This is a genomic window from Reichenbachiella sp. MALMAid0571, assembly GCF_040151475.1.
In the GTDB taxonomy this organism is placed as follows: domain Bacteria; phylum Bacteroidota; class Bacteroidia; order Cytophagales; family Cyclobacteriaceae; genus CAXBNB01.
Window position 1 is genome coordinate 1 of sequence record NZ_JBDKWG010000130.1, and the last position, 24,957, is coordinate 24,957.

At 36.9% G+C, this 24,957-nt stretch carries 17 protein-coding genes; 14 read left to right on the top strand and 3 right to left on the bottom strand.

Translation table 11 applies throughout. The features are described from left to right. The first annotated feature begins 235 nt into the window (after positions 1–235). The 6 genes from AAOP42_RS11440 to AAOP42_RS11465 all read left to right on the top strand — a co-directional run bounded on the left by AAOP42_RS11440 (position 236) and on the right by AAOP42_RS11465 (position 8,281). Entirely contained in the window at positions 236–4,606 is a 4,371-nt protein-coding gene (locus tag AAOP42_RS11440; RefSeq protein WP_349528648.1) for a PAS domain S-box protein, read from the top strand. A gap of 91 nt (positions 4,607–4,697) precedes the next feature. Then, positions 4,698–5,078: a response regulator gene (locus AAOP42_RS11445; protein WP_349528649.1), complete on the top strand. Its 381-nt coding sequence runs from the start codon at positions 4,698–4,700 to the stop codon at positions 5,076–5,078. Then, positions 5,068–5,343 (top strand): hypothetical protein, encoded by a 276-nt coding sequence (locus AAOP42_RS11450; RefSeq protein WP_349528650.1) that lies wholly within the window; start codon positions 5,068–5,070, stop codon positions 5,341–5,343. The genes AAOP42_RS11445 and AAOP42_RS11450 overlap by 11 nt, the downstream gene beginning before the upstream one ends. Further along, positions 5,340–6,101, top strand: a complete 762-nt coding sequence (locus AAOP42_RS11455) for an MBL fold metallo-hydrolase (protein ID WP_349528651.1) — start codon at positions 5,340–5,342, stop codon at positions 6,099–6,101. Before AAOP42_RS11450 ends, AAOP42_RS11455 begins: the two co-directional genes overlap by 4 nt. Next, entirely contained in the window at positions 6,102–7,661 is a 1,560-nt protein-coding gene (locus AAOP42_RS11460; protein WP_349528652.1) for an NFACT RNA binding domain-containing protein, read from the top strand. Positions 7,662–7,717: 56 nt separating this feature from the next. After that, on the top strand, positions 7,718–8,281 hold the full coding sequence (locus AAOP42_RS11465; RefSeq protein WP_349528653.1) for a hypothetical protein: 564 nt from the start codon (positions 7,718–7,720) through the stop codon (positions 8,279–8,281). 14 nt (positions 8,282–8,295) lie between these two features. Here the strand turns inward: AAOP42_RS11465 and AAOP42_RS11470 are convergent, their stop codons facing one another. Both AAOP42_RS11470 and AAOP42_RS11475 read right to left on the bottom strand, forming a co-directional pair. After that, entirely contained in the window at positions 8,296–9,039 is a 744-nt protein-coding gene (locus AAOP42_RS11470; protein ID WP_349528654.1) for an alpha/beta hydrolase, read from the bottom strand. 52 nt (positions 9,040–9,091) lie between these two features. Next, positions 9,092–9,907: a 2,3,4,5-tetrahydropyridine-2,6-dicarboxylate N-succinyltransferase gene (locus AAOP42_RS11475; RefSeq protein ID WP_349528655.1), complete on the bottom strand. Its 816-nt coding sequence runs from the start codon at positions 9,905–9,907 to the stop codon at positions 9,092–9,094. A gap of 102 nt (positions 9,908–10,009) precedes the next feature. On the opposite strand from AAOP42_RS11475, the gene AAOP42_RS11480 reads away from it, so the two are divergent. The 7 genes from AAOP42_RS11480 to AAOP42_RS11510 all read left to right on the top strand — a co-directional run bounded on the left by AAOP42_RS11480 (position 10,010) and on the right by AAOP42_RS11510 (position 23,090). Then, positions 10,010–11,134, top strand: coding sequence for a glycosyltransferase (locus AAOP42_RS11480; RefSeq protein ID WP_349528656.1), 1,125 nt, complete (start codon positions 10,010–10,012; stop codon positions 11,132–11,134). Positions 11,135–11,223: 89 nt separating this feature from the next. After that, a complete protein-coding gene (locus AAOP42_RS11485; protein ID WP_349528657.1) occupies positions 11,224–12,441 on the top strand; it encodes an acyl-CoA dehydrogenase family protein in 1,218 nt (405 codons plus the stop codon). Positions 12,442–12,543: 102 nt separating this feature from the next. After that, entirely contained in the window at positions 12,544–13,629 is a 1,086-nt protein-coding gene (locus tag AAOP42_RS11490) for a phosphotransferase family protein (RefSeq protein ID WP_349528658.1), read from the top strand. Between the two features lie 33 nt (positions 13,630–13,662). Further along, positions 13,663–14,559, top strand: coding sequence for a 3-hydroxyacyl-CoA dehydrogenase NAD-binding domain-containing protein (locus AAOP42_RS11495; protein WP_349528659.1), 897 nt, complete (start codon positions 13,663–13,665; stop codon positions 14,557–14,559). 149 nt (positions 14,560–14,708) lie between these two features. Next, entirely contained in the window at positions 14,709–15,788 is a 1,080-nt protein-coding gene (locus AAOP42_RS11500) for a putative type IX sorting system protein PorV2 (protein WP_502947659.1), read from the top strand. Continuing rightward, positions 15,775–20,817 carry a putative type IX secretion system sortase PorU2 gene (porU2, locus tag AAOP42_RS11505; protein ID WP_349528661.1) on the top strand — a complete coding sequence of 1,681 codons (5,043 nt, stop codon included), beginning with the start codon at positions 15,775–15,777 and terminating at the stop codon, positions 20,815–20,817. The genes AAOP42_RS11500 and porU2 overlap by 14 nt, the downstream gene beginning before the upstream one ends. Positions 20,818–21,125: 308 nt before the next feature. Continuing rightward, positions 21,126–23,090, top strand: coding sequence for a sensor histidine kinase (locus tag AAOP42_RS11510; RefSeq protein WP_349528662.1), 1,965 nt, complete (start codon positions 21,126–21,128; stop codon positions 23,088–23,090). Between the two features lie 35 nt (positions 23,091–23,125). On the opposite strand, the gene AAOP42_RS11515 is transcribed toward AAOP42_RS11510, so the two are convergent. Further along, positions 23,126–23,296, bottom strand: coding sequence for a hypothetical protein (locus tag AAOP42_RS11515; RefSeq protein ID WP_349528663.1), 171 nt, complete (start codon positions 23,294–23,296; stop codon positions 23,126–23,128). A gap of 324 nt (positions 23,297–23,620) precedes the next feature. On the opposite strand from AAOP42_RS11515, the gene AAOP42_RS11520 reads away from it, so the two are divergent. After that, positions 23,621–24,943 (top strand): Gfo/Idh/MocA family protein, encoded by a 1,323-nt coding sequence (locus AAOP42_RS11520; RefSeq protein ID WP_349528664.1) that lies wholly within the window; start codon positions 23,621–23,623, stop codon positions 24,941–24,943. Positions 24,944–24,957 lie beyond the last annotated feature (14 nt).

Here is a 24,957-nt window from a genome sequence, read left to right on the forward strand (position 1 = left end):
CTTGCCAAGTGATCTTCAGGTAGCCAATCGTTAAGGTCATGTGGCATAAAAGAAACTTGTTCTCTATCCGCTCCAATAAATGATATCATGCCCCAAGATATAAATAATTGGGTGGTTTATTAAGTCCGACAGACTCCTAGTCTGAAGTATATCATTTTCAATGATGAGATATCAGTAAAATGTAAAAGAATATAGGTAATTTTATATTCTGCCAGTTCATTTAAGAATCAAAATTATGGCTATTTTAAACCAGGAAAAATCCGAACTCCTCGATGAAATTGATAAACTCAAACAAGAACTTAGTGAAGTAAAGGATAAATATGAACTTTTACTTGATTTTTCAGGCACTCATTTCATCATATTCGAAGACAACAATGTAATAGAGTTTAGCCCTGAGGCAGAAGATAAATTTGTATTCCCCGATGACTTTCACAAAAAGACCATAGAGGAACTAATGCCTGTTATACAAAACAGTGGTATTAAGTCTGAAACTATATGGACTCATCAGGTTAAATCAGCTTTACAAAACGAAAACAATACTTTTGAGTTAGAATACCATGACAAATCCGGCAATAAATTCCTGGCAAAAACCACCATTAACGTTCTAAAAAGGAACAAGTTAATTGCCACTTTAGACATCATTGAAGAAAATGAGAACCTGCGAAAGATGATTCATTCTTTTGCAGACAATGCACCCTTCTTCATACGGATGACAAACCATCATTCGGAATTTAATTTTTTCAGTAAAACCTGGTTAGAATTCACTGGCCGCAATGAAGAAAACGAGGTATCGGAATGGAGTAAGTACATACATGCTAATGATGAAGCTTCTACGCTGAAAACTATCTATCAGGCATTTAAAAACAAATCAAAATATGAATGCTCATTCCGCATCTTTGATGCGGACGGAGAATACAGATGGTTGTTGGAAACCGGAATACCCAGATTCAATAGCAAAAACGAATTTATTGGTTATATAAGTGTAGCTATAGACATAACTGAAAGGAAATCAATAGAACTGGAAAGCACAAGACAGCAGGCGATCTTAGAATCAGAGAAGAAAATTCAAAACTCGCTGAACAAGTCAAAGATCATGGCTCTAACTACCGACACGGAAGGTAACATTACTTTTTGTAATCGTGAATTCATCAAAACACTCGGAATACATCACAATGACCTGCTCAAACAAAATTTATTTGATTTTTTTGAACCAGACTCGGCTGTCAATATAAACAAAAAGAAATACCAGCTTATTGCCAAAAACGGGCATTTTTCCGGAACACTATCCGGAACTATATTAAATGATCAGGGGGAGGCAATTGCCATTCTTTTCAATGCTATCATACTCAAAGATGCCAAAGGAAGAGTCTCCGGCATTACTCTTTTTGGGGAAAACATTACCCAAAGGAGAAAGGTTTTAAAGGAATTAGAACAAACCAACAATCAACTCACAGAGCTTTTTGACAATTCTTATGACCTCATCCAAATTTTTGACGAAAAAGGTAATTTTCAATTTGTAAATAGTGCCTGGAAAGAAAAATTGGGGTATTCGGAAGCAGATCTAAATAACCTTATTTTAAAAGACCTCATCATTCCTGAGTATTGGGAGCAGACACAACTAAACCTTGAAAAGGTAAAGCAAGGTAACAAGTTAGACAGATTCGAAATTGCATTCCTAAACAAACATGGCAAAAATATTTTTGTTTCCGGTAGGATAAATTGTACCGTATTCAGCAAAGATCAGATACAATACAGAGGTATATTTTTTGACATTACAGAACGAATAAGGGCAGAAAAAGCGCAATCTCTTTACTATAAAATTGCCAACTTAACCATAGAGGGTACAAATTTAGAAAACCTGTACTCCAGTATCTATGAGTCTCTGAATGAAATACTGAAAATCAGAAACTTTGCGATAGCATTAAAACCTGAAATCAAAAAAGGTAAGATTACATTTCCTTATTACATCAATGAGTTTGAAAAAGAATCTGAATTAGAAGATCAAACTGAAATAAGTATGCTCCTGGCCGACTATACTTTTGAAAGGAAAAAACCTTTGATTATTTATCAGGATGGAATCAAAAAAATAGCAGAACTAAAAAAAGTTAACCTGAAAGGAACACTACCAAAAATATGGCTGGGGGTTCAGGTGAATATATCTAACCAGCCAGTTGGAGTTATTTCCATTCACAGTTATGAAGACAGAACAGCCTTTAACCACAAAGACCTGGAATTGCTGTTCTTTATTTCCAGTCAGGTGTCTATGGCCGTTGAAAGAAAATTTAATGAAGACAAAATACGTAATCAGGCAGCACGGATAAAAGCCATTTTCGAAAGTACCAGCCACCAAATCTGGTCGGTAAATCAAAACCTGAATCTTACTTCATACAACAACAACTATGCTGAAGCCTTAAAAAAATATTATAAAATAGATGCAAAAATAGGTGCTGATTTTTATAAAGAGCAGGGCAAGATGCCCAAAAGAATACGTGATTTCTGGAATAACAAATTTCAAAAAGCTTTTGAAGGACAGACAATCAATTTCGAAAACAAAATCAAAGACAAAAGCGGCAATAACATCTGGAGAGACATCTTTATCAATCCCATTCATCAGGACAATGGAGTGATAGAAGAAGTATCGGTAATTGCCAATGACATTACTGAAAAAAGAAATGCCAGCCAGGCACTCATCGAAAGTGAAGAAAAATTCAGAGAGATTTTCGAATCATTTCAGGACATATACTTCCTCTGCGATCTGGAAGGTAAAATCATAATGGTAAGCCCTTCTACAGAAGAAATTCTTGGAACCTCTGTGAGCAACATCGAAGGTCAAAATATTTTGCATTTTTTTAAATCAGAAATAGATACAAAAAAAATACTAAAGGATCTCTATCAGAAAAAACATGTGCGGAACTTTGAAGCTACTGTCAAGGTTAGAAAAAACAGTAAACTTCAGTTTTTGTGTAATATCCGTCTTATCTATCGAAATGGACAGGCGGTTTCAATTGAAGGAGTTGCTCGTGATATTACTCAATTAAAAAAGGCAAACCAGCAACAAATTAAAGCCAAAGAACTAGCCGAAAAATCTCTGGCAATCAAAGAGCGATTTCTGGCAAATATGAGCCATGAAATCCGTACCCCAATGAATGGAATTATCGGTATGATCGACCTGATTGGCAGTACAGAGCTCAATCCTGAGCAATTCAGCTATATAAAAACGATCAAAAAATCGTCCGAAACCCTACTTGACATCTTAAATGACATTTTGGATCTTTCCAAAATAGAAGCAGGTAAGATGCAACTTAAAAAGAAGCCTGTAAACCTCATATCCACATTTGAAAAACTATACGATCTCTACTCCCAGCAAGCGTATGCCAATAATACCAGCTTGTATTATCATCTGGGCAGTGACATTCCCGAAGTAATAATGTTGGATGAAACCAGACTCCTTCAGGTACTGTCTAACCTAACTTCTAATGCAATAAAATTTTCAGAAGGAAAGGGCACCATTAACATAAGCTTGAGGGTACAAAAAAAATTAAAGAACAAATACAAGTTCAAAGTTCAGATTAAAGATGAAGGAATTGGGATAGCCAGAGAAAATGTCAGCAATCTTTTCAAAAACTTCAACCAGCTTGACAATTCCAGTACTAAAGTGTATTCCGGTACTGGTTTAGGACTTGCCATTTCCAAAGAGCTGGTCAAAACAATGAAAGGAGATATTGGTGTAGTTTCAACTCCTAGACTTGGAAGTACTTTTTGGTTCACATTTGAAGCAGCGATACCTACCAAGTCCACACAAATAGCCAATGCTCAACTCGAATCTGAAAAAATAACCAAAGAATTCATCCAAACTGCCCCCCACATATTGATAGTAGATGACAACAATGTAAACAGAAAGGTAGCAGGCCTGATTTTGACAAAATCGGGATGTATAGTCCATCTGGCAGAAGGAGGAAAACAAGCTATTGATAAGGTGAAAGAAAACAACTATGATTTGATTTTCATGGATATACAAATGCCAGAAATGGATGGAGTGGAAGCCACCAAACAAATCAAATCAATCAAAAAGAAAGTTATTCCTCCAATAGTGGCCATGACCGCTTACTCTATGGAAGAAGATCGTTCTCGTTTTCTCAAGCAAGGCCTAGATGATTATATAGCCAAACCAATCAAAGCAGGTTTGCTTATTGACAAAGTGAAAAAATACCTCTCTTTTGAACCGTCGAAAGTAAAACAAAACATATTTGAAGATAAGTCGCAAGAACTGATCATTAATCAAAATACGCTCAACCAACTCCTAAAGTATGGAGGACAAGATTTAATAAACTCTGTACTTGAAGATTTTGTAATTGAAGCTGGTCAGCAAATTGATAATTGCTTTCGTTTATTGAAAAATGGCGAAATGGATATACTTCAAAGGGAGATACATACATTAAAGGGTAGTTCGGGCACCTTGGGCATTGAGCGACTTGAAAAAAAAGCTATTGACCTGGAAAAAAAATTAAAGCAAAACAATGCATCCATCGATCAGGAACAGATAATTGAAATTCGGAATTCATTTCAGGAATTTCAGGAAAATTATAAGAATATACTTGAAAACTAAGGGGTTAATTCTATTTTTAATTAAATTATAAGCAAATTTGTTCCATTGACTCGCTGTACATTTCACACTTAACCTTAACGAAATTTGCGTAATGAAGAAAGTAATTATTGCAGAGGATAGCTCGGTCATCCAAAACCTGACCCGAAAAATACTTCAAATTCAAAAGTATGATATCACGTCGGTAAAAAACGGATTTGAAGTCATTGATGAAATGAATAAAGATGATTTTGACCTTATTTTAATGGACATCAACATGCCAAAAATGGACGGCATGGAATGTGCCAGGAAAATAAGAAAAATGGACAACAGACAAAAATCTCAAATCCCCATCATAGCAATAACAGGCAATGCAAAAAATTACTCCATTTCTGATTTTAATGAAGCCGGAATCAATGAATTTATCCCCAAACCTCTTAATTTTGACGTGCTGGTAGAAACTGTGAAGAAATATACAGAGAGTAATGCAAACTAAATCTACGAAACACTTTCTAAATAAACTTGAAGATCTTTTTTCTGAAACCGACTATGTTTTAAGATACGAAAAAGGTCAATTCCAGTCGGGATATTGTATCCTGAATGAAACCAAAGTAGCTGTAGTCAATAAATTTTACACAACCGACGGCAAAATCAATTGTCTCTTAGAAATCCTCAAATCTATCAATATTGAGGTAAAGAACCTTTCAGACAAAAACAGGAAATTATATCAGGAAATCGCTCAAACTCAGCTAGAAATTTGAAAGCTACTTTTTTGGGAACCGGAACCTCACAGGGAGTCCCAGTCATCGCATGTGATTGCCCAGTATGTCAATCTATTGATTTCAGAGACAAACGTTTGAGATCTGCCATCCACATTGAAACCGAAGACCTGAGTATAGTAGTAGATACCGGGCCTGATTTCAGACAGCAAATGATCAGAGAAAGAATAAAAAGATTAGATGCCATTCTTTTTACTCATGAACATAAAGACCATACAGCCGGACTGGACGACATCAGAGGTTTTAATTTCAGGCAAAAAGGAGATATTCCTATCTATGGACATCAGCGTGTATTAGATCAATTGAAAAAAGAATTTTCATACATTTTTGCAGAAGAGAAGTACCCTGGAGGGCCCAGAATTGAAATCAATTCTATTGAAAATGAAACCTTTAAAATTGGTAATACAAACATTACACCTATAGAAGTAATGCATTACAAACTGCCTGTCTTTGGCTTTAGAATTGGGGATTTTGCTTACATTACGGACGCCAAATACATCAATGAGCCTGAAAAGGAAAAGTTGAGAGGAGTAAAAATCATGGTGCTTAATGCCCTTCAAAAAAAACCACATATCTCCCATCTAACATTAGAAGAATCAATAGAGTTGGCAACAGAAATTGATGCTAAACAAACCTATCTGACTCATGTCAGTCATAATCTTGGATGTCATCGGAATGTCAGTAAAGAACTTCCTCGAAACATTCAACTGGCATACGATGGACTGAAAATATCCTGTTAGATGCATTTCAACTATTACTTTCTAAAAGCATTAACAGGCAACATCCGCACTGAACTGGATGGAAAAATACTGACTGATTGTTTCAGTCAAAATAAAGATGAATTGGTTTTAATTTTTAATAACCACTCGGAATTTACCATCAAAGCTACTTTCAACAATGAAATAAGCCTTTTAAGTTTTCCCAAAGACTTTAAAAGAGCCAAAAGAAACTCTGTTGACTTGTTTTCAGAACTAAAAAATAAAGCAGTACAGCAAATTATTCAATATAAAAATGAACGATCTTTTTCAATTCTTTTTACAAAGAAATACCTCTTATTATTTAAGCTCCACGGAAGAAGAGCAAATATTATCCTATTCAAGAATGGATCATTTCAATCCATGTTCAAAAACAATTTGATCAATGACAAAAACATAATCCCTGATAAATTAAGTAAATACATAGATCAATCTGAAAAAGCCATTTTAGATTCTGAATTCGATCTTAGTGGTATTTTTCCAACATTCGACAAAAACATAAAAAACTACCTGTATAGTAATGGTTTTGACCGCTCTACAGAAGACAAATTTACGCTACTCCAAAGCTTACTGTATCAACTAAACCGAGGCATATTTTACATCAGGCAAGATAGTAAAAATTACCCCTTGCTTAGTCTGCTTGATAATACTGATGATAATGAACTGTATCAAACCAATTCTCCGATTGAGGCATGCAATAGGCTGGCATCACTTTACTTCCACACTTATTTATTGATGAGGGAAAAAGAGCTTATCCTCAAAAATATTGACAAGGAAATTGCGAAAGGAGAAAACTACATTTTAAAGTCCGATGAGAAACTCAATAGTATTACTGAAAGCACAAAATATGATGAATTAGCCAATATCTTAATGGCCAATTTACACTTAAAACAACAACATAAAAACTCGATTGAATTATTCGATTTCTACAGAAATCAAAACATCAAAATCAAATTAAAGCCAAACCTGACATTACAAGCCAATGCGGAAATATTTTACAGGAAGTCAAAAAATCAACAAGTAGAAATTGATAAAATCAAACAAAACATTCTGGAAAAAGAAAACAGAATGATGGAATTGAATAGCCTGAAAGAAAAACTTCTGGATATTCAAAATTTAAAAACTCTTCGGAAAGAATCCTTGCCATTTGCAGGTAAGAGTGCCAAAGAAGAAAAACCATTAGCAAAACCATATATCCATTTTCAAATTGATGGATTTACCGTTCTTGTGGGAAAAAGTGCTAAAAGCAATGACGAACTTTTACGGCATTATACATCAAAAGACGATCTATGGCTTCATGCCCGAAATGTTAGTGGATCACATGTGATAATCAAATGCGACAATGCAACCAATATAGCACCTACCACTCTGGAAAAAGTAGCTCAAATTGCCGCATGGTATTCTAAAGGAAAAAATGATACGCTATGCCCGGTCATCCATACCAGAAGAAAATACGTAAACAAGCCCAAGGGTGCCGCTCCGGGTAAAGTTACATTACAAAGAGAAGAAGTAATTATGGTAAACCCTTGCCAAAATCCACAATAATATTAGATTTGGCATAGTTAATGTTTCAGCAGATGACACATTCAAATTAAATGGCTATGGTTCGTGTATTTATTATTTTAATTTCCATCTCTTTTTATTCCCTAAGATCAGCAGTTTGTCAGGACGATGATGATGAGAATTTCAAATCGATTGTTGAGCATTTCGATGAATTGGACAAAAATTGGCACAGTATGGAGCCAACATTAGACAACTATGAAGGAATCAAAACCTACTGTACAGACAATGAATACAAAGAAAATGTGCATAAGATGTTGGAGAAATTGCATCATTATGATACTTTGATCATCAACAAAATGAATGATGCTTCTTATGAAATTGACAACAGGGAAAGAAATAAGATATTGAAGCAAATTGAAAAATTTGAAGAAGAATACAGTATTCCAAAATTTCTTGAAAAATTAAAACAAGAATGTCATGAGCGCCATGAAACAGAGCACGACAAAAAATACACTAAAAACGATTTTGCAGATAATTCTTATGATGGACAGAGGCTAATAGTCGAGCAGGAAATCAGTAAATACATGAAACACATTACTGCAAAAATTGATCATATCGATAAATACCTTCACCATTTACATATCTCTGAAATTAAATTTTAAGTCATTTTCTATTATCAAAATCTAGAAAGGAAATCCGTTAAGGCTTCCCAATAACCTTTATGATCTGTAAACTTTTGCCACAATGCTCTGGATCCGTGATTTCCGGAAGTTTCCGGTAAATAATAGGATTTATTGGCTGTATTTATAGCCTCGTAAATATTCCACCAACTGTTTCTTTCGGCCCTTGCAGAAAGAATTAATGAAGGGCATTGTATATCGACTGCACTGGATTGTATAAAGTCAGCTGGTTTCCCAAAAGGTTTAAAATATTCTCCCGGGGAAAATGCAACAACAGCATTTACGCTCTTAGGGTTGTCCCCGGCATATTTCAATACCAAAGAAGATGAATAAGAACTTCCCAGTATTATCACTTTCCCACGTGCTAAAAACTTTTTAACATGAGCAATGGAAGCTTCTATATCTTGATAAGCATCAATATATTTTGTCTCCTTAAGTGCTTTATTGGCATTGACAAAGGTAAAATTCTCTACTCCGTTTACACTTTTACCGGACCGCAAATCAACAGCCAGACAATTGTAACCTAAAGCATTGAGTTTTGGTGCGGTTTCCAAATATTCACCACGACTCCATCCAGCCTGGTGAAATAGTATAATGAAAGGAACTGTATCAGGATGAATTTTGTACAAATCCGCTGTGATTTCTACTCCATCACCGGATTTTATTCTAATAAGATCTGAAGCTCTTAAATTAGAAATTAGGACAAGGGATAAAAAAATAGGAAAAAACAAAAATCTCATACTACTTACTATTCATGTTTCTTCCTAAATCTAATCTATTTTTCAGTTGCCATCAAACAGCTACATCGTTTTCTCTTAAAGCACTGTTTAAGGAAGTCTTTTTGTCTGTACTTTCTTTCCTTTTTCCTATGATCAAGGCGCAAGGCACGTTGTATATTCCCGCTGCAAATTCTTTAGCATAAGAGCCGGGAATTACCACAGACCTTTCCGGAACATAACCTTTGTATTCCACTGGTTCATCTCCCGTAATATCAATAATTTTAGAGCTTCCGGTAAGTGTGACATTAGCACCAAGCACAGCCTCTTTGCCAATCCTCACTCCTTCTACTACGATACATCTCGAACCAATAAAGGCATTGTCTTCTATGATCACAGGAGCAGCCTGCACAGGCTCCAAAACACCACCAATACCAACCCCACCACTAAGATGAACCCCGGTACCAACCTGGGCGCAACTGCCCACAGTTGCCCAGGTATCCACCATCGTTCCGGCATCTACATAAGCTCCAATATTTACATAACTCGGCATCAGTATTACACCTTTGGACAGGTAAGCACCATAGCGGGCAACTGCATGAGGAACAACCCTGATTCCTAATTTATCATAGTCAGTTTTCAAGGCCATTTTATCATGAAACTCAAAAGGCCCCACTTCTATTTTTTCCATTTTTCTTATTGGGAAATAAAGGATCACAGCCTTCTTCACCCAGTCGTTTACCTGCCATCCGTCAGCCACTGGTTCTGCACACCTTAGCCTGCCTTTATCCAATTCTTCAATTACGTATTCGATAGCTTCTTTTACTTCTGTTTTTTCAAGTAGGGATCTGTCCTCCCAAGTTTTTTCAATCAGTTCTCTTACGTCACTCATGTGTTTTCAATATGCTTTAATGTACAGCGAAATTAAGTACTTTTAAAACAAATTTCCTGCTGACCATTTCCTAATTTGGAAATTCAATATAATTACCTGAGTATGTCGCAAAAGACCATTGCCATTATTTCAACTTTAAAACCTGTAAATGACATCAGGTCTTATGAAAAAATGGCCAGAAGTCTGGCATCAAAAAGCACACATTCCATTACTCTTATAGGATCTGATTCTCAAAATTATAAAGAGGATAAAGAAGAGAAAAACATCCATTTCCAACCACTACCTAAGTTCGATCGCTTAGGCATCAAGAGGTTTTTCATACCGTGCATTATTCTCAAAAAATTAATTAAATTAAAACCTGAACTCATAATAGTTAATACACCTGAATTATTGATAGTTAGTACGATAAACCAAATATTATTTGGCGGCAAAATAGTGTATGATTTGCAGGAAAACCACTACAAAAATCTTATCCACCAACACAATTACCCTCCGGTAATCAAGCACATTATAGGTTACCTGATCAGGCTAAAAGAAGTACTCCTCTCCCCTTTCGTTGATTATTTTATACTAGCCGAAAAGGGATATGTAAAGGAACTGGGATTTATAAAAAAACGATTTACTATAGTAGAAAATAAAACCATTGTCAAAAACAAAATTGAAAGACCTAAAGAGGTGAAAAGAAAAATGCAATTCCTTTTCACTGGCAACATTTCTGAGAACAGTGGAGTCTTTACTGCAATAGATTTTTATAGGAAAATTCACAATTGTATCCCGGAAACAAAACTTGTTATAATAGGTCATTCCCCCTCTCATGCATTTCTAAAAAAACTCAAAACTTCAACTGACATTAATATAGAATTGATCGCCTCAACTACGCCTGTCAGTCATTCAAAAATAGTAGAACAAATTGCCAGTTCGGACTTTGGAATCGTCTCCTATAATGTGAATCCAAGCAACGAAAATTGTATGCCGACAAAGGTATTTGAGTACCTCGCTTATGGACTGCCAATCATCAGCCAATCCGGAACAATATGGACTGAATACGCATCAGGATTCAACGCTTGTGTATCTGTTGATTTCAAACAATTTGGAGAATCCGAAATAGCAGGACAACTCGTTAAATTCCATAAATCATTTACCTATAAAAATATTCCGGAAGTGAGATGGGAAACAGAGGAAAATAAGTTTGTTAATTTGATCAATGCGTTACTCAACCCTCAATAATATAAGGCTTTGACTGTTCTGATTTCTATCCGGAATTTGATAATTATGTTTATATTACAAGAATAGAAATCTGATATATTAAGACGATAATGGTTGAACTATTTGCTACTCCACTTCTCAAAGAATTACTACCTAAATTCAAGAATTTTTTAAAAGAAGAAATCCTGCCACAGGAAATAGAATTAATGAATACTCCCTTTCTCAAACTTGAAAATGGAATACTCAAAGAAAAACGTCAAAAAGCAAAAGATGCCGGATTATGGGCACCTCACCTATCAAAAGAACATGGAGGCCTGGGTCTGACATTGATGGAATTTGCTATGGTAAGTGAAGCCTTGGCATGGACACCCTTTGGGCACTATATTTTCAATTGTCAAGCTCCTGATATCGGCAACATGGAATTGCTCGAAAAATATGCCAACCCAGACCTTAGAAATAAATATTTAAAACCACTTCAAAATGGTGACATTAGAAGTTGCTTTTCCATGACCGAACCAGAACACGCCGGTTCTAATCCTACAATGATGAGTACATCTGCCGTTTTGGAGGGTGATGAATATGTCATTAATGGTCACAAGTGGTTTACTTCTTCTGCTGATGGGGCATCCTTTGCTGTGGTCATGGCGGTCACCAACAGCGACAACACCAACCCATACGAAAGAGCAAGTATGATCATTGTACCTACCGATAACCCAGGTTTCGAATTGATTAGGAATATTTCAATAATGGGAGAAACTGGAGAAGGGTACATCAGTCATTCTGAAGTGAAGTACAATAACTGCCGGGTATCAAAAAGTAATCTCATTCATACAGAAGGAACAGGTTTTCTACTTGCACAGGAAAGATTGGGATCAGGCAGAATCCATCACTGTATGCGATGGATTGGTATAAGTGAACGAGCCCTTGATTTGATGTGCCAAAGAGCCGTATCCAGGAAAATTGGAGGCAACACCATGCTGGCACATCAACAAACTATACAAAACTGGATCGCTGAAAGCAAAGCTGAAATAAATGCAGCAAGACTAATGGTACTTCATACTGCACACAAGATTGAACATGAAGGAGTAAAAGCTGCAAGAGAGGAAATCTCAACCATAAAATTTTATGTAGCTGGAATATTGCAAAAAGTGCTGGATAGAGCCATACAAACCCATGGGGCTTTGGGTATTACTGACGATACCGTTCTTTCCTGGTGGTACAGACACGAGCGTGGTGCCAGAATCTACGATGGGCCGGACGAGGTGCATAAATCAGTGTTAGCAAGAGGAATATTAAAAAAATATGGATTAGACATCAAAAAATCCTGAAACAGGATGTTTAAACATTGAAGTCAGTTTCTTTATGTAAACCGTTATTCTTTTCGACACTGATGATATAAATTTAATAACAAAACCTAACCTACAATAAAAATGAGCCTAAGAGACAGTATGAAGTTGATGGACAAGGCTTCCTCCATGATACGGAAAGAAGAAGAAATTAATAAACAAGCCTTACAATCCTATTTGCAAGACAACAACATAACTTCAGGTGACATCTCAATAGAACAATTTCAAAGTGGCTTTTCAAACCTGACATACCTTATCCGGTGCAGAGAAGGTGAATACGTTCTCAGAAGGCCACCAAGAGGAGCAAATATCAAATCCGCTCATGACATGGGACGAGAGTTCAGGGTTTTATCCCTATTAAAACCAGTTTACAACAAAGTTCCCACTCCCACTATTTATTGTGAGGATCAATCCATTATTGGTGCTCCATTCTATCTGATGGAAAGAGTGAAGGGGATTATTCTGAGAAGCTCTCCTCCAAAAAACATGAGCCTCACCCCCAGCCTTATGCTATCAATATCAGAAAATGCAGTGGACAATCTGGCTGCTCTACATTCTCTTGACATTGAATCTACCGGGTTGATAGAACTGGGCAAACCAGAAGGATATGCCAAACGACAAGTTAATGGCTGGGTAGAAAGATATGAGAAATCTAAAACAGACTTATTGCCTTCCATGGATGAATTGAGTACCTGGATAAAAGATCATGTACCTGAAGACAATCCTCCTACGATGATCCACAATGACTACAAATATGACAACCTGATACTCTCATTGGAAAATCATTCAGAAATAAAAGCGGTATTAGATTGGGAAATGGCCACAGTTGGTGATCCTATGATGGATTTGGGAACGGCTCTGGCCTACTGGTCGGAAATTGCGGACAGTTCGGCACTCAAACCCTTTAGTCTCACCTGGATGCCCGGTAATTTAAAACGTCAGGAAGTAATCGACAGGTATCAACTGCGAACTGGCAAAGAAGTGAATAATATCGTTTTCTACTATGCCTATGCATCATTCAAACTTGGAGTGATCTGCCAGCAAATTTACGCCCGGTATAAAAGAGGTTCAACCACTGATGCCCGATTTGCTAGCCTGATCGGAGTAGTCAATGCCTGCGGGCACAATGGAATGAAGGCCGTTGACAAAAACAGAATTAGCGGGTGGTAAAGCATAATAAATTCAACAAATAGATTTCAGAAAATGAACGAACTCAAAATAGAAGACATAAAAAAAGTACTTATTTTAGGAAGTGGCACATTAGGATTGAGAGTTGGATTACAGGCTGCAATATCCGGTTTTGATGTTTGCATATACGACCTTACCGATGAGATTCTTACTTCTACCCGGGTCATTCAGGGAAAATTACTGAAATCATTAACCAGAAATGGCATCATTGAAGAATCACAAATTCAAGAGGTACTGAGTAGAATCTCATACACCACAGATCCTAAAATAGCTGCTCAAAATACCGACTTTATAAACGAATCCGTAACTGAGGACATCAATATCAAACAGCAGGTTTGGAAACAATTTGGAGAACTATGTTCCAGGCATACCATATTTACAACCAATACTTCTTTTCTTCTTCCATCAATGTTCGCTGATTTCTCAGGAAGACCTGAAAGGTTTTGTGCTTTCCACTTTCATGACGTGTTTGTTGCCAACGTAGTGGATATCATGCCCCATCAGGGGACAGCACAATGGGTAATTGATCTCTTGTTTGAAATGGGAAAAAAACTTAGACAAACTCCCGTATTGATCAAAAAAGAATCTCAGGGTTATATATTCAACTATATCCTCATGCACATTCTTACATCTTCAGGATCTCTTCTTGCCAATGAAATAGGCACTATCCATGACATAGACAGATCCTGGATGGGAAATTTCAAAACTCCAATAGGACCATTCGGCATGTTGGATCAAATTGGACTAGATACCGCATGGCATGTATCTAAAAATTCAAACACACCAAAAAGTCTGGAATTCGCTACACTTCTTAAAACCTATATTGATCAGGGAAAACTTGGAATTAAAACAGGCGAAGGGTTTTACACCTATCCAAATCCTGAATATCAGAAAGAGGATTTTGTAATTTAAATCCAGAATAATAAAGGCTTTTCTTTCCCTCCAATAATGATTTATTGTCAACAAGGGAACAATTCAAAAAAAGAAATAACTAGTTAGAAGGTATTCTTTTGAAAACAATACCCAATATTGATAACTTTGTTTGCATCATTAAAAGTTATATTTTGGATAAAGTTCTGGTAGCTATTGTACTCTTCTTAAGCACCACTGGTCTATTGGCACAATCGAACACTCCAAAGTATAGCAATGAATTTCTGGCTATAGGAGTAAATGCAAGAGCCATGTCATTATCCAATTCATTTACAGCGGTAGCTGACGATGTGACTTCCGGATACTGGAATCCTTCCGGTTTGGTGAACCTGAAATACGACTATGAAGGCAGTCTCATGCATGCCCAGTACTTTGCCGGGATTGCCAACTACGACTACCTTGGTTTTGCCACCAAAATAGATTCTGTAAGTACTCTGGGGATTTCCGTTATCCGGTTTGCAGTAGATGACATCCCTGATACCAGGTTTTTATACGATGCAAATGGTGCACTCAACTATGACAATATCAACTTTTTCTCCGCAGCAGATTATGCCTTTTTATTCAGTTATGCCAGAAAACTAAACGTTTTGAAAGGTATAGACATAGGTGGCAATGTCAAAATAATTCACAGAAATGCAGGAAATTTCGCCAATGCCTGGGGCTATGGCCTGGATGCTGGTATTCAAAAAAGATTCGATTCCTGGGGGCTAGGATTGATGGTGAAAGATCTAACAGGAACATTTAATGCATGGTCACACAATTCAGAACTACTGGTGGATGTATATGCACAGACAGGAAATGTGATCCCTGATAATTCTATAGAAATCACCTTACCCAGAGCCATCTTAGGTTGGTATAAAAAATGGTATTACAAACAATCATTTTCCATAATGACAACCTTAGATGTGGACTTTACTTTTGACGGGCAAAGAAACACGTTGATTAGTTCAAACCCAGTATCTATCGATCCTCACGGAGGAGTTGAAATTGGATATGAAAGTAAGTTTTTCCTTCGTCTGGGAGCCGGACAATTTCAGGATGTCAAAAATTTTGACGGCTCAACATACAAGACTTTTCAACCAAATTTTGGTTTGGGAGTAGCTCTCAAAAACGTTGAAATAGATTATGCCCTTACAGACATAGGCGATCAGGCGGAATCACCATATTCTCATGTTATATCTTTAAAAGCAGGATTCAATGATAAAAAATAAGTCCATCCTGCTATTGATCACAATCTGTATCTTATTTTGTGGAAGACCCTATGCACGACAAAATTTCGGCAATGAATGGATCAACTATAACCAACAATATTATAAAGTAAGTATTGCAGAAGACGGGATTTACCGTATAACTTTTGATCAACTCAATAATATTGGATTTCCCGTCAATACAATTGACCCAAGAAGAATTCAGATTTTTTATAAAGGAATTGAACAAGCCATTTACATAGAAGGGCAGCAAGATTTGAAATTTGATACTTCCGACTTCATTGAATTTTATTGCAAAAAAAATGACGGTACTTCTGACACGGAATTGTATGTAAGTCCAGAAGCCCAACCTCACTCCTACTACAATTTATTTTCCGACTCATCCGCCTATTTTTTGACTTATAAATTATCAGCAGAAAATGGAAAAAGAATGACTTCCTTTTTCGAGAACAACGTGGGTAGCCTGCCTGCAGAAGTGAGCTTTGATCAGGAAATACTTGATCTATTCGTGTCAAGTTATCATGAAGGTGAAAGTTATGGATCTACCAATGAAATTGTACTGAGCCAATACGACAAGTATGAAGGATGGACAGGCACTTATGCTTCACGTGGGCAATCTTTAAATCATACCATTCAAAATATAACAAATACTTCCCAAACAGGAAACAAACCTCAGCTTCAGGTGTTGCTTGCAGGTGGAAACAACAATGCGCACAACGCTGAAATATTTGTAGGTACATCCACAACTTCCCTTCGAAGTTTGGGCAGTGTAAGCTTTGATAAAGATGAAAACTATTTATTTACCAGTGATGTTGAATGGAGTGATGTATCAGGATCAGGAGAATTGGCTGTTAGAGCAACAATAAATGGGGTGAATGGAGCCGCAGACCGAATGGCATTTTCATTTATCCGACTCATATATCCTCACAATTTTGATCTTGCCAATCAAGACAATCGAAAACTCATTCTCAAAGAAAATGCAGGAGGAAAATCTTTTCTTAGAGTCTCTAATCCTCCAGCCAATAGTTCCTTGTGGGACATAACTAACTCCAATAGCCCTATCCGAATTGGTATAAATACTACTTTCAACGAGCTAACAGCAGTAATACCAAATACAGCACAAAGCAAAAGCCTTTATTTACAAGCTCAAAAATTAAGCCCTCCGAAAATTGAGCAGGTAACTTTTCAACAGATTAGTCCGACAAACTATGATTACCTGATAATTTCCAACGAGCTACTGAGAAAAAACACAACAACCGGAAACCCCGATCCGGTAAAAGCCTACAAAGACTATCGGGAAAGTACGGATGGTGGAGAATACGATGTATTATTGATCAATATAGATCAGATATACAATCAGTTTAATTATGGATTACCTTCTCCTCTTGCCATCAGGAAGTTTTGTGACTTCATGCTCAATGGTGGACAACCAAAACATTTATTCCTAATAGGTCGAGCAACAAACAACAGCTTTGATTTTTACAGAAAAGACCCTGAAACTTCAGACGCCACTAATTTCGTCCCTACATTCGGTCATCCCGGCTCTGACATAGCCTTTACTGCCGGACTAGATGGAACAACACTGGATGAAGCCATTGCCACAGGCAGGATCAACGCAAAATCTCCTGACGAGGTAGAAGCCTATTTAAACAAAGTAATAGAAAGCGAAAATTTGGTGTACAATGAATTGTGGCACAAAAACATCATCCATTTAACGGGAGGGCAAAATGAATCTGAATTGGCACGTTTTCGTTCTTATGGCAATGAATTTAAAAATACAGCAGAAGGCCCACTACTGGGTGGGCTGGTTTCTCAAACGAGTAAAAAAACCAATGATGCTGTTGAATTTTTGAATATTACCAAAGAAATTAATGAAGGAGTTGGACTGATAACATTCTTTGGACATTCTGGAGCAAGTGTTACGGACATTGAAATTGGTATAGTTTCCGATCCCAAATTTGGGTACAGTAACAAGGGTAAATACCCCATTTTTATTATAAACGGCTGTAATGCAGGAGATTTTTTTGGCACCAATGAATCATTTGGTGTGGACTGGATTCTTACACCAGACTTAGGAGCTTTGGGGTTTATGGCACACAGCAGTCTGGCCTTTTCTAATAACCTCAGAAACTACACAAATCTATTTTACACTGTTGCTTTTGCCGAAGAAGAGTTTTTCGGCAAAACACAAGGAGAAATAAAAAAAGAAGTATCAAAACGATATGCCGCAAATTTCGGAACAAGCGCATTTAGTGCCTCCCAAATCCAACAATTTATATTGCAAGGAGATCCCGCAGTTAAAGTCTTTGCTGCGGACAAACCGGATTTTGACATAGTCAACGATAATATCAAAACAGCAACTTACGACGGTTCTCCTCTTCTCTCAGAGGTAGATTCATTTTATGTTGATATTGATATAAAAAATTATGGAAAATATGACTCAAATCCACTTTTGGTCTCCATAAAAAGAACTCTGCCTAACGGATCTCAAACCGTATATGGCCCGGAATTATACGATCCCATATTGCGTCAGGATACTATTCGATTCAAAATTGACAATCAAATCGAAGGAGTGGAAGGCAACAATACCTTTCAAATAATACTTGATGAAAGTGACCTTATCGATGAAATGGACGAAACCAACAATACCGCCAGTTTTGGTCTCTTTATGGCATCCGGTAGCACTTTCAATATCCTGCCTCAAAATTATTCCATCATCAATAGTACTATTGTAGATTTCATCTTCCAGTCCACTGATCTCTTATCAGGAAATCGTGATTTTTTGCTGGAAATTGATACCATAGCTAAATTCAACAGCTCATTCCTAATCCAACAGCCGGTAACAGAAAATGTTGTAGCCAAAGTGCCCATCGACTTAGAAAGTAATGGAGCTATCCCAAATGAAACTGTAGTTTATTGGAGAACAAAATTTGCCAATCCACTGCCTTCAGAGGCGGATGAATGGGTATTAAGTTCTTTTGTACTAAAAAGCAGCGGTGAAGGCTGGAATCAATCCGATACTGATCAATTAAATCAATCTGCCAAAACGGGACTTACATTTGATGTAAACACCGGAATTTGGGATTTTCTTGAAAACAATACCAGTCTGGAGATCAACATCTTTGGGCCAAACCACCCTACATCCAACAATGAAGATACGCAACTCCTGCTTGATGGGATCAATTTCTTCGAAACCAATTCTCCCTCAGATCCGGGATGTAGAACAAATACATTAAATATCATTGCATTTGACTTTCAGTCAACTAACCCCTATAAGCCAGTCAATTACAGTACTGCTGATGTACTCAATAATCAGGTATGTGGTAAAGTACCTCAGAACATATACAACTTCACCGAAAGTGAATTTGGCGGTAGTGTCAACCCAGAACTGGTAATCGAAAATATCAAAAACAAAGACAATGTACTTGTGTTTTCGTTAGGAAATCTAAACTACTCCACATGGTCTGGTAGTTTAAAAACCAAACTGACTGAACTAGGTATTAGCCAGGCCACTCTGGACAACCTTGAGAACGGTGAGCCAATGATTTTCTTTGGTGTAAAAGGTGAACCACAAGGCACGGCTACAGAAGTAATTACACCAAATGCACCTAAAGATCAGCAAGAAATACAGTTGGCAACTACTATTTCAGGAAGCTTTTTCACCGGGAAGCTTACTTCTGAAAAAATTGGGCCAGCCTTATCATACAGCCAGTTTATCCATGATCTTGATTTAACCAATACAGGTTCAGGGGACAATTATAATTTTAGTATTATAGGCATTGACAAGCAAAATAACGAAACACCATTGATTGAAAACATTCAAAGCCTCACAACAGATTTATCATCTATTGATGTCAATATCTATCCTAACATAAGAATACAACTGAATATAGAAGACCGAACAGACCTCTCTCCTCTCCAATTGAAAAAATGGCTGGTAGAATACGAACAGTCACCGGAAGGAATCTTACTCAAAAGGAGTACCGAAGGAATAGGCTCTCCTATCATAAAACAAGAGGGTGAACCTATGACAACTAATTTCACCTTTTGGAATCTCTCAAAAAAGAATTTTTCTGATTCTATAAAAGTCCACTACACTGTTTTCAATCGAGAAACATCAACTACTTTTCCCGATTCTTTGTTGTTAAAACCATTGGCTCCCAACGATTCGGTGAATTTTTCCATTGAGATACAAACACTCGGAAAAACAGGTACCAATGACCTCAACCTCAATGCAAATAAATCAAATCAGTCCGAAGTTCACCTGAACAACAACGACATGCGTCTTTCCAGTTTTGTTGAAATAGAAGCAGATCAAGCCAACCCTATACTTGAGGTATCCTTCGATGGGATATTTATACTGGATGGAGACATTGTATCTCCCAACCCGAATATATTGATTTCTATGAAGGATGAAAACCAGTATCTATTCAAACAAGATACTACCGGAATTAACTTTTTTCTAAAAAAACCATGTGATGGTTGTGGGTTTGAAAGAGTTGCATTCAGTAGTGCTCAGGTAACCTGGCAAAGCGCAACCGAAAACACCGATTTCAAAATAGATTATACACCAAAAAACCTGGCAAATGGAATGTACACTTTACAAGTACAAGTCAGTGATGAATCCGGAAATGAATCTGGAACAGAACCTTACGAAATCAATTTTGAAGTCATCAATGAGTCAACCATTACAAACTTCTACCCCTACCCTAATCCATTTTCGTCAAGCACCCGATTCGTTTTCACACTAACCGGAAATGATATCCCAGACGACATCAAAATACAAATAATGACGGTAACAGGTCGAGTTGTCAGAGAAATACTGAGAGAAGAATTGGGATCAATTAGAATTGGCAATAACATTACTGACTATGCCTGGGATGGTCGAGACGAATATGGCGATCAACTAGCCAATGGCGTATATCTCTACAAAGTTTATATCAAACAAAATGGTCAGGATATCACCCATCGTCAAACTTCAGCCGACAAAGCGTTTAAAAATGGTTTTGGTAAAATGTATTTACTAAGGTGATCAGACTATTGAAAGACAGGATTCATTCGGTAAATAAGGTTATTTTTGGAACAACTAAATAAACCCAAATATACAGTAATGTTTTTTTTGTTTCTGATAAATACACTAAGCTGGATCTTATATTAAACGCAACATCCATATCCAACATTGGAATAAATAGAGAACCAATTCGTATTTATTAATGATAATTGAAAAATTATTACTAAGTTGAATTTAGCTTAGGTTGTAAGAAAACCACAGTTCAAAAAGTATATTGCACCATTAAAAAATCAATATTATCTACTCATTAGGTATTGTTATTGTCAAATATGATTATTCATAATTTCCAAAAAATAAATTCATCCATAATTATTGCTGTTTTCACATTGTTGGTTAGTGTCAGCGTAATGATAGGATGGCTTTTACAAATCAGAGAGGTACTAAGTATTACATCTGGAGGTGCTACAATGAAGTTCAATACTGCTTTGTTGTTTTTTTTGGCAGGCATGGGGGTACTCTCCACTTTAAACGAATCCAAATTTTGTAAGGTACTAAATGCTGTTTCTGTACTGGCAATTCTTTTTATTAGTGCCTTAACACTCCTTCAATATTTTTCAAACTTCAATTATAACATAGACACCCTTTTTGTTGATGATCCCTATTCAACCGTTTTCCCTGGTCGAATGTCACCTGCCAGTGCCTTTTGCTTTCTGCTTATAGGGATAGTGCTCTGGGGAATACAATCGAAATATGAGGTAGTAAAAAGGGCTACTCAATTCGTTTTTCTTACTATCATATTGATTTCCTTAGTTGCTATTCTGGCATATATCTTACAAATACCTGGAAAAGATAAGTCAAGTTTTATCAATTCAATGGCCTTCCATACTTCATTCTTATTCTTTTGGCTTGCAGTTGTGTTGTCATTAAAAAACGCCTCTAAAAGTTTCAAAAATCTGATATTAGGTAACCAAGCCGGGAGCAGGCTAATTCGAGTATTGATCCCTTTCAACTTTGTAATACTGATGATCTTTGGGGTAGTATTTTTACACTTGATCAACAATCAGCATGTTGAAATCAATTTTGGATTTACTATCTATACCGTTTCAATCATATTTATATCCATCAGCTACATTATTGTCATCGCTTTTTACTTAAACAAATCGGATCAGGAAAAAGAAAAAGCAGATCAGGAAAAAGAAAGGTTTCAAAAATCACTACAAAATACAAATCAGGAATTGGCCTCTTTCAAACAAGCACTAGATTCCAGTTCACTTGTAGCTACTACAGATGCAAATGGTGTCATTACCTATGTGAACGATAAATTTTGTGAAATATCAAAATACAACCGGGAAGAATTGCTTGGGCAAACTCATAAGATCATTAATTCAGGATTTCACTCTAAGGAGTTTTTCAAAGAACTCTGGCAAACAATTAAAGCTGGAGATGTATGGATTGGAGGAATTAAGAACAGAGCAAAAGATAGTAGCTTCTATTGGGTACATACTGCGATTGTCCCCTTCAAAAATGAAAAAGGAGAGATATACCAGTACCTCGCAATTAGACAAGACATAACCAAACTGGCATTGTTATCCACCCAATATGAGAACCTGAAACTGAAAAATAAGGAAATAGAACAGTTTGCCTACATCGCTTCTCATGACTTACAAGAGCCACTGCGTACCGTATCCGGAATGGCAGATGTTTTACAAAAAAGATATTATGATCAATTGGATGAAAATGGCAAACAATGTCTGGAATTTATTCAACAATCTTCTTTCAGAATGAATGGGTTAATCCGTGGACTTCTAGATTATTCCCGTATTGGAAGACAACAACAACTGCAATTAATTAACTGCAATCAAATTATTGAAACATTAAAGGAAGACCTCTCCACTGTTATAGCGGACACCAACACAACTATTAGTGCAAAAAATCTACCTGAGTTAAAGGTGTACTCTGTTGAGTTTCGTCTTCTATTTCAGAATTTGATAAGCAATGCCATTAAGTTTAGAAAAAAAGACACCTCTCCCAAAATCGACATATCAGTAACACAAAATGGGGATTATTGGCAGTTTTCAATTGCTGACAATGGAATAGGCATTGCCCCTGAACATAGCCAGAGGGTCTTTGCCATTTTCCAGCAACTACACAACAGAAGCGAATATGAAGGCACAGGAATTGGCCTGGCTCATTGTGAAAAAATTGTGCATTTGCATGGTGGTACTATCTGGTTAGATTCTAAGGAAAATATTGGAAGTACTTTTCATTTCACTATCGCTATGAACCTCAATTGAATCACTAAGAAGGATTAATACTAATACGTTTCTCTTTATTTTCCTTTTGGCAAACCATCCTTTTCTACAGCTGTTTTATAATCCGGCTGTACCTCATCATCGTCGGCATAACACACAGGAGAACTGTTCTTTGTTTCTTCCTCTTCTGAAATATTCTTGCCTTTTACTTTTTCAGATTCCTTCTTCTTTATGGTTAAATTTTCCATTCTTAAAATTAATTATTAGGACTACTAATACAAAAACCTAACATTTTTCGTAAAACCCATCCATATTGCAGGACAAACGCATTTAAAAATTCTTACTGCCCCCAGACTCCTGACTCACCAGGCGGGTGTTCTGGGGTCTGTTAGGATTAACTGTAATTTCATGGGATACCGTAACTGGTACGGTAAGGAGGTTTTGTTTTTAAATGCGTTTACCATGATTCATCCTAAAAACATTATGCTAAAGTCAGCGAATTTAGCTATCATTAATGTCTGGTCATTTAATAAAAAAAGATTCTCAATTTCAGTAACTATCACATCATTTCCATGAAAAGAAGAAAATTTATTACAACCAGTGCTTTAGCTACAGCAGCTTTACCTTCTGTTTTTTCTATCCCCGCCAGAGCATTTGGGATAGCTCCCAGTGAAAAGATAAATATAGGAGTGATAGGCTGCAACAGTATGGGTTGGTACAATACCACCTCCACCCTTCAACTTCCTGAGGTAAACTTACTGGGCATTTGTGATGTAGATCAAAATGTAATTGAGAGAAGAGTTGGTGACTACAAGCAAATCAGAGACAACAAGCCAAAGCAATATTCAGACTACAGAAAATTGCTTGATGATAAAAACATCGATGCTGTGATCATAGGCACTCCAGATCATTGGCATTGCAAAATGATGGTAGATGCCGTCCGAGCCGGAAAACATGTATATGTAGAAAAACCAGTCTCCAACACCATAGAAGAATGCAACATCATGGTAAAAGCTGCCCATGAAACAGGAATGGTCGTACAAACAGGACAATGGCAAAGAAGTGGATCTCATTATAAAAAAGTAAAGGAAATAGTAGAGTCTGGAATATTAGGAGACATCCGATTGGTAAAAAATTGGGCTTATCAGGCTCAGATGAAATCCATCCCGGTACTGCCAGATACACCTGTACCTGATGGAGTTGACTATGACTTTTGGCTCGGACCTGCACCTAAACGCCCCTTCAATAAAAACCGATTTCATCAAGACTTCCGTTGGTTTTGGGATTATGCAGGAGGGTTGATGACCGACTGGGGTGTACATCAGGTGGATATTGCTCTTTGGGTAATGGGTGTTGATGCTCCGAAATCAGTAATGGCTTCTGGCGGTAAGATTGCCTACCCCAATGATGCCGCAGAAACACCTGACACATTGCAGTCCGTATTTGAATACGATGGGTTCAACATGTTGTGGGAGCACGCCATTGGTATTGACAATGGTCCATACAATAGACGAGAAGGCATTGCATTTATTGGCAACTATGCCACCTTGATAGTGAACAGGGACGGCTATGAAGTAATAGTCGAGAAACGTGTAGATGGGTCAAAAGAAAAACTTAAAAGCATTGGCTTTGTTCCCAAACCAAAGGACGAAGACTATTTAGGATTTCATACCAAAAACTTCATTGATGCGATCAAAGCCAATGACAGTTCTTTATTGAATACTCCGATTGAATCGGGAAGCATAGCCGCCATCAATGCACTCATGGGCAATGTTGCTTACCGTACAGGGCGTAAAATAAATTGGGACAATCAATCACAAAGCTTTGTTGGAGACAAAGAAGCATCTGATATGATCAAAGCCAACTACCATAGTGGATGGAAGATTAGCAGATAAAAAAACTGTTTGCG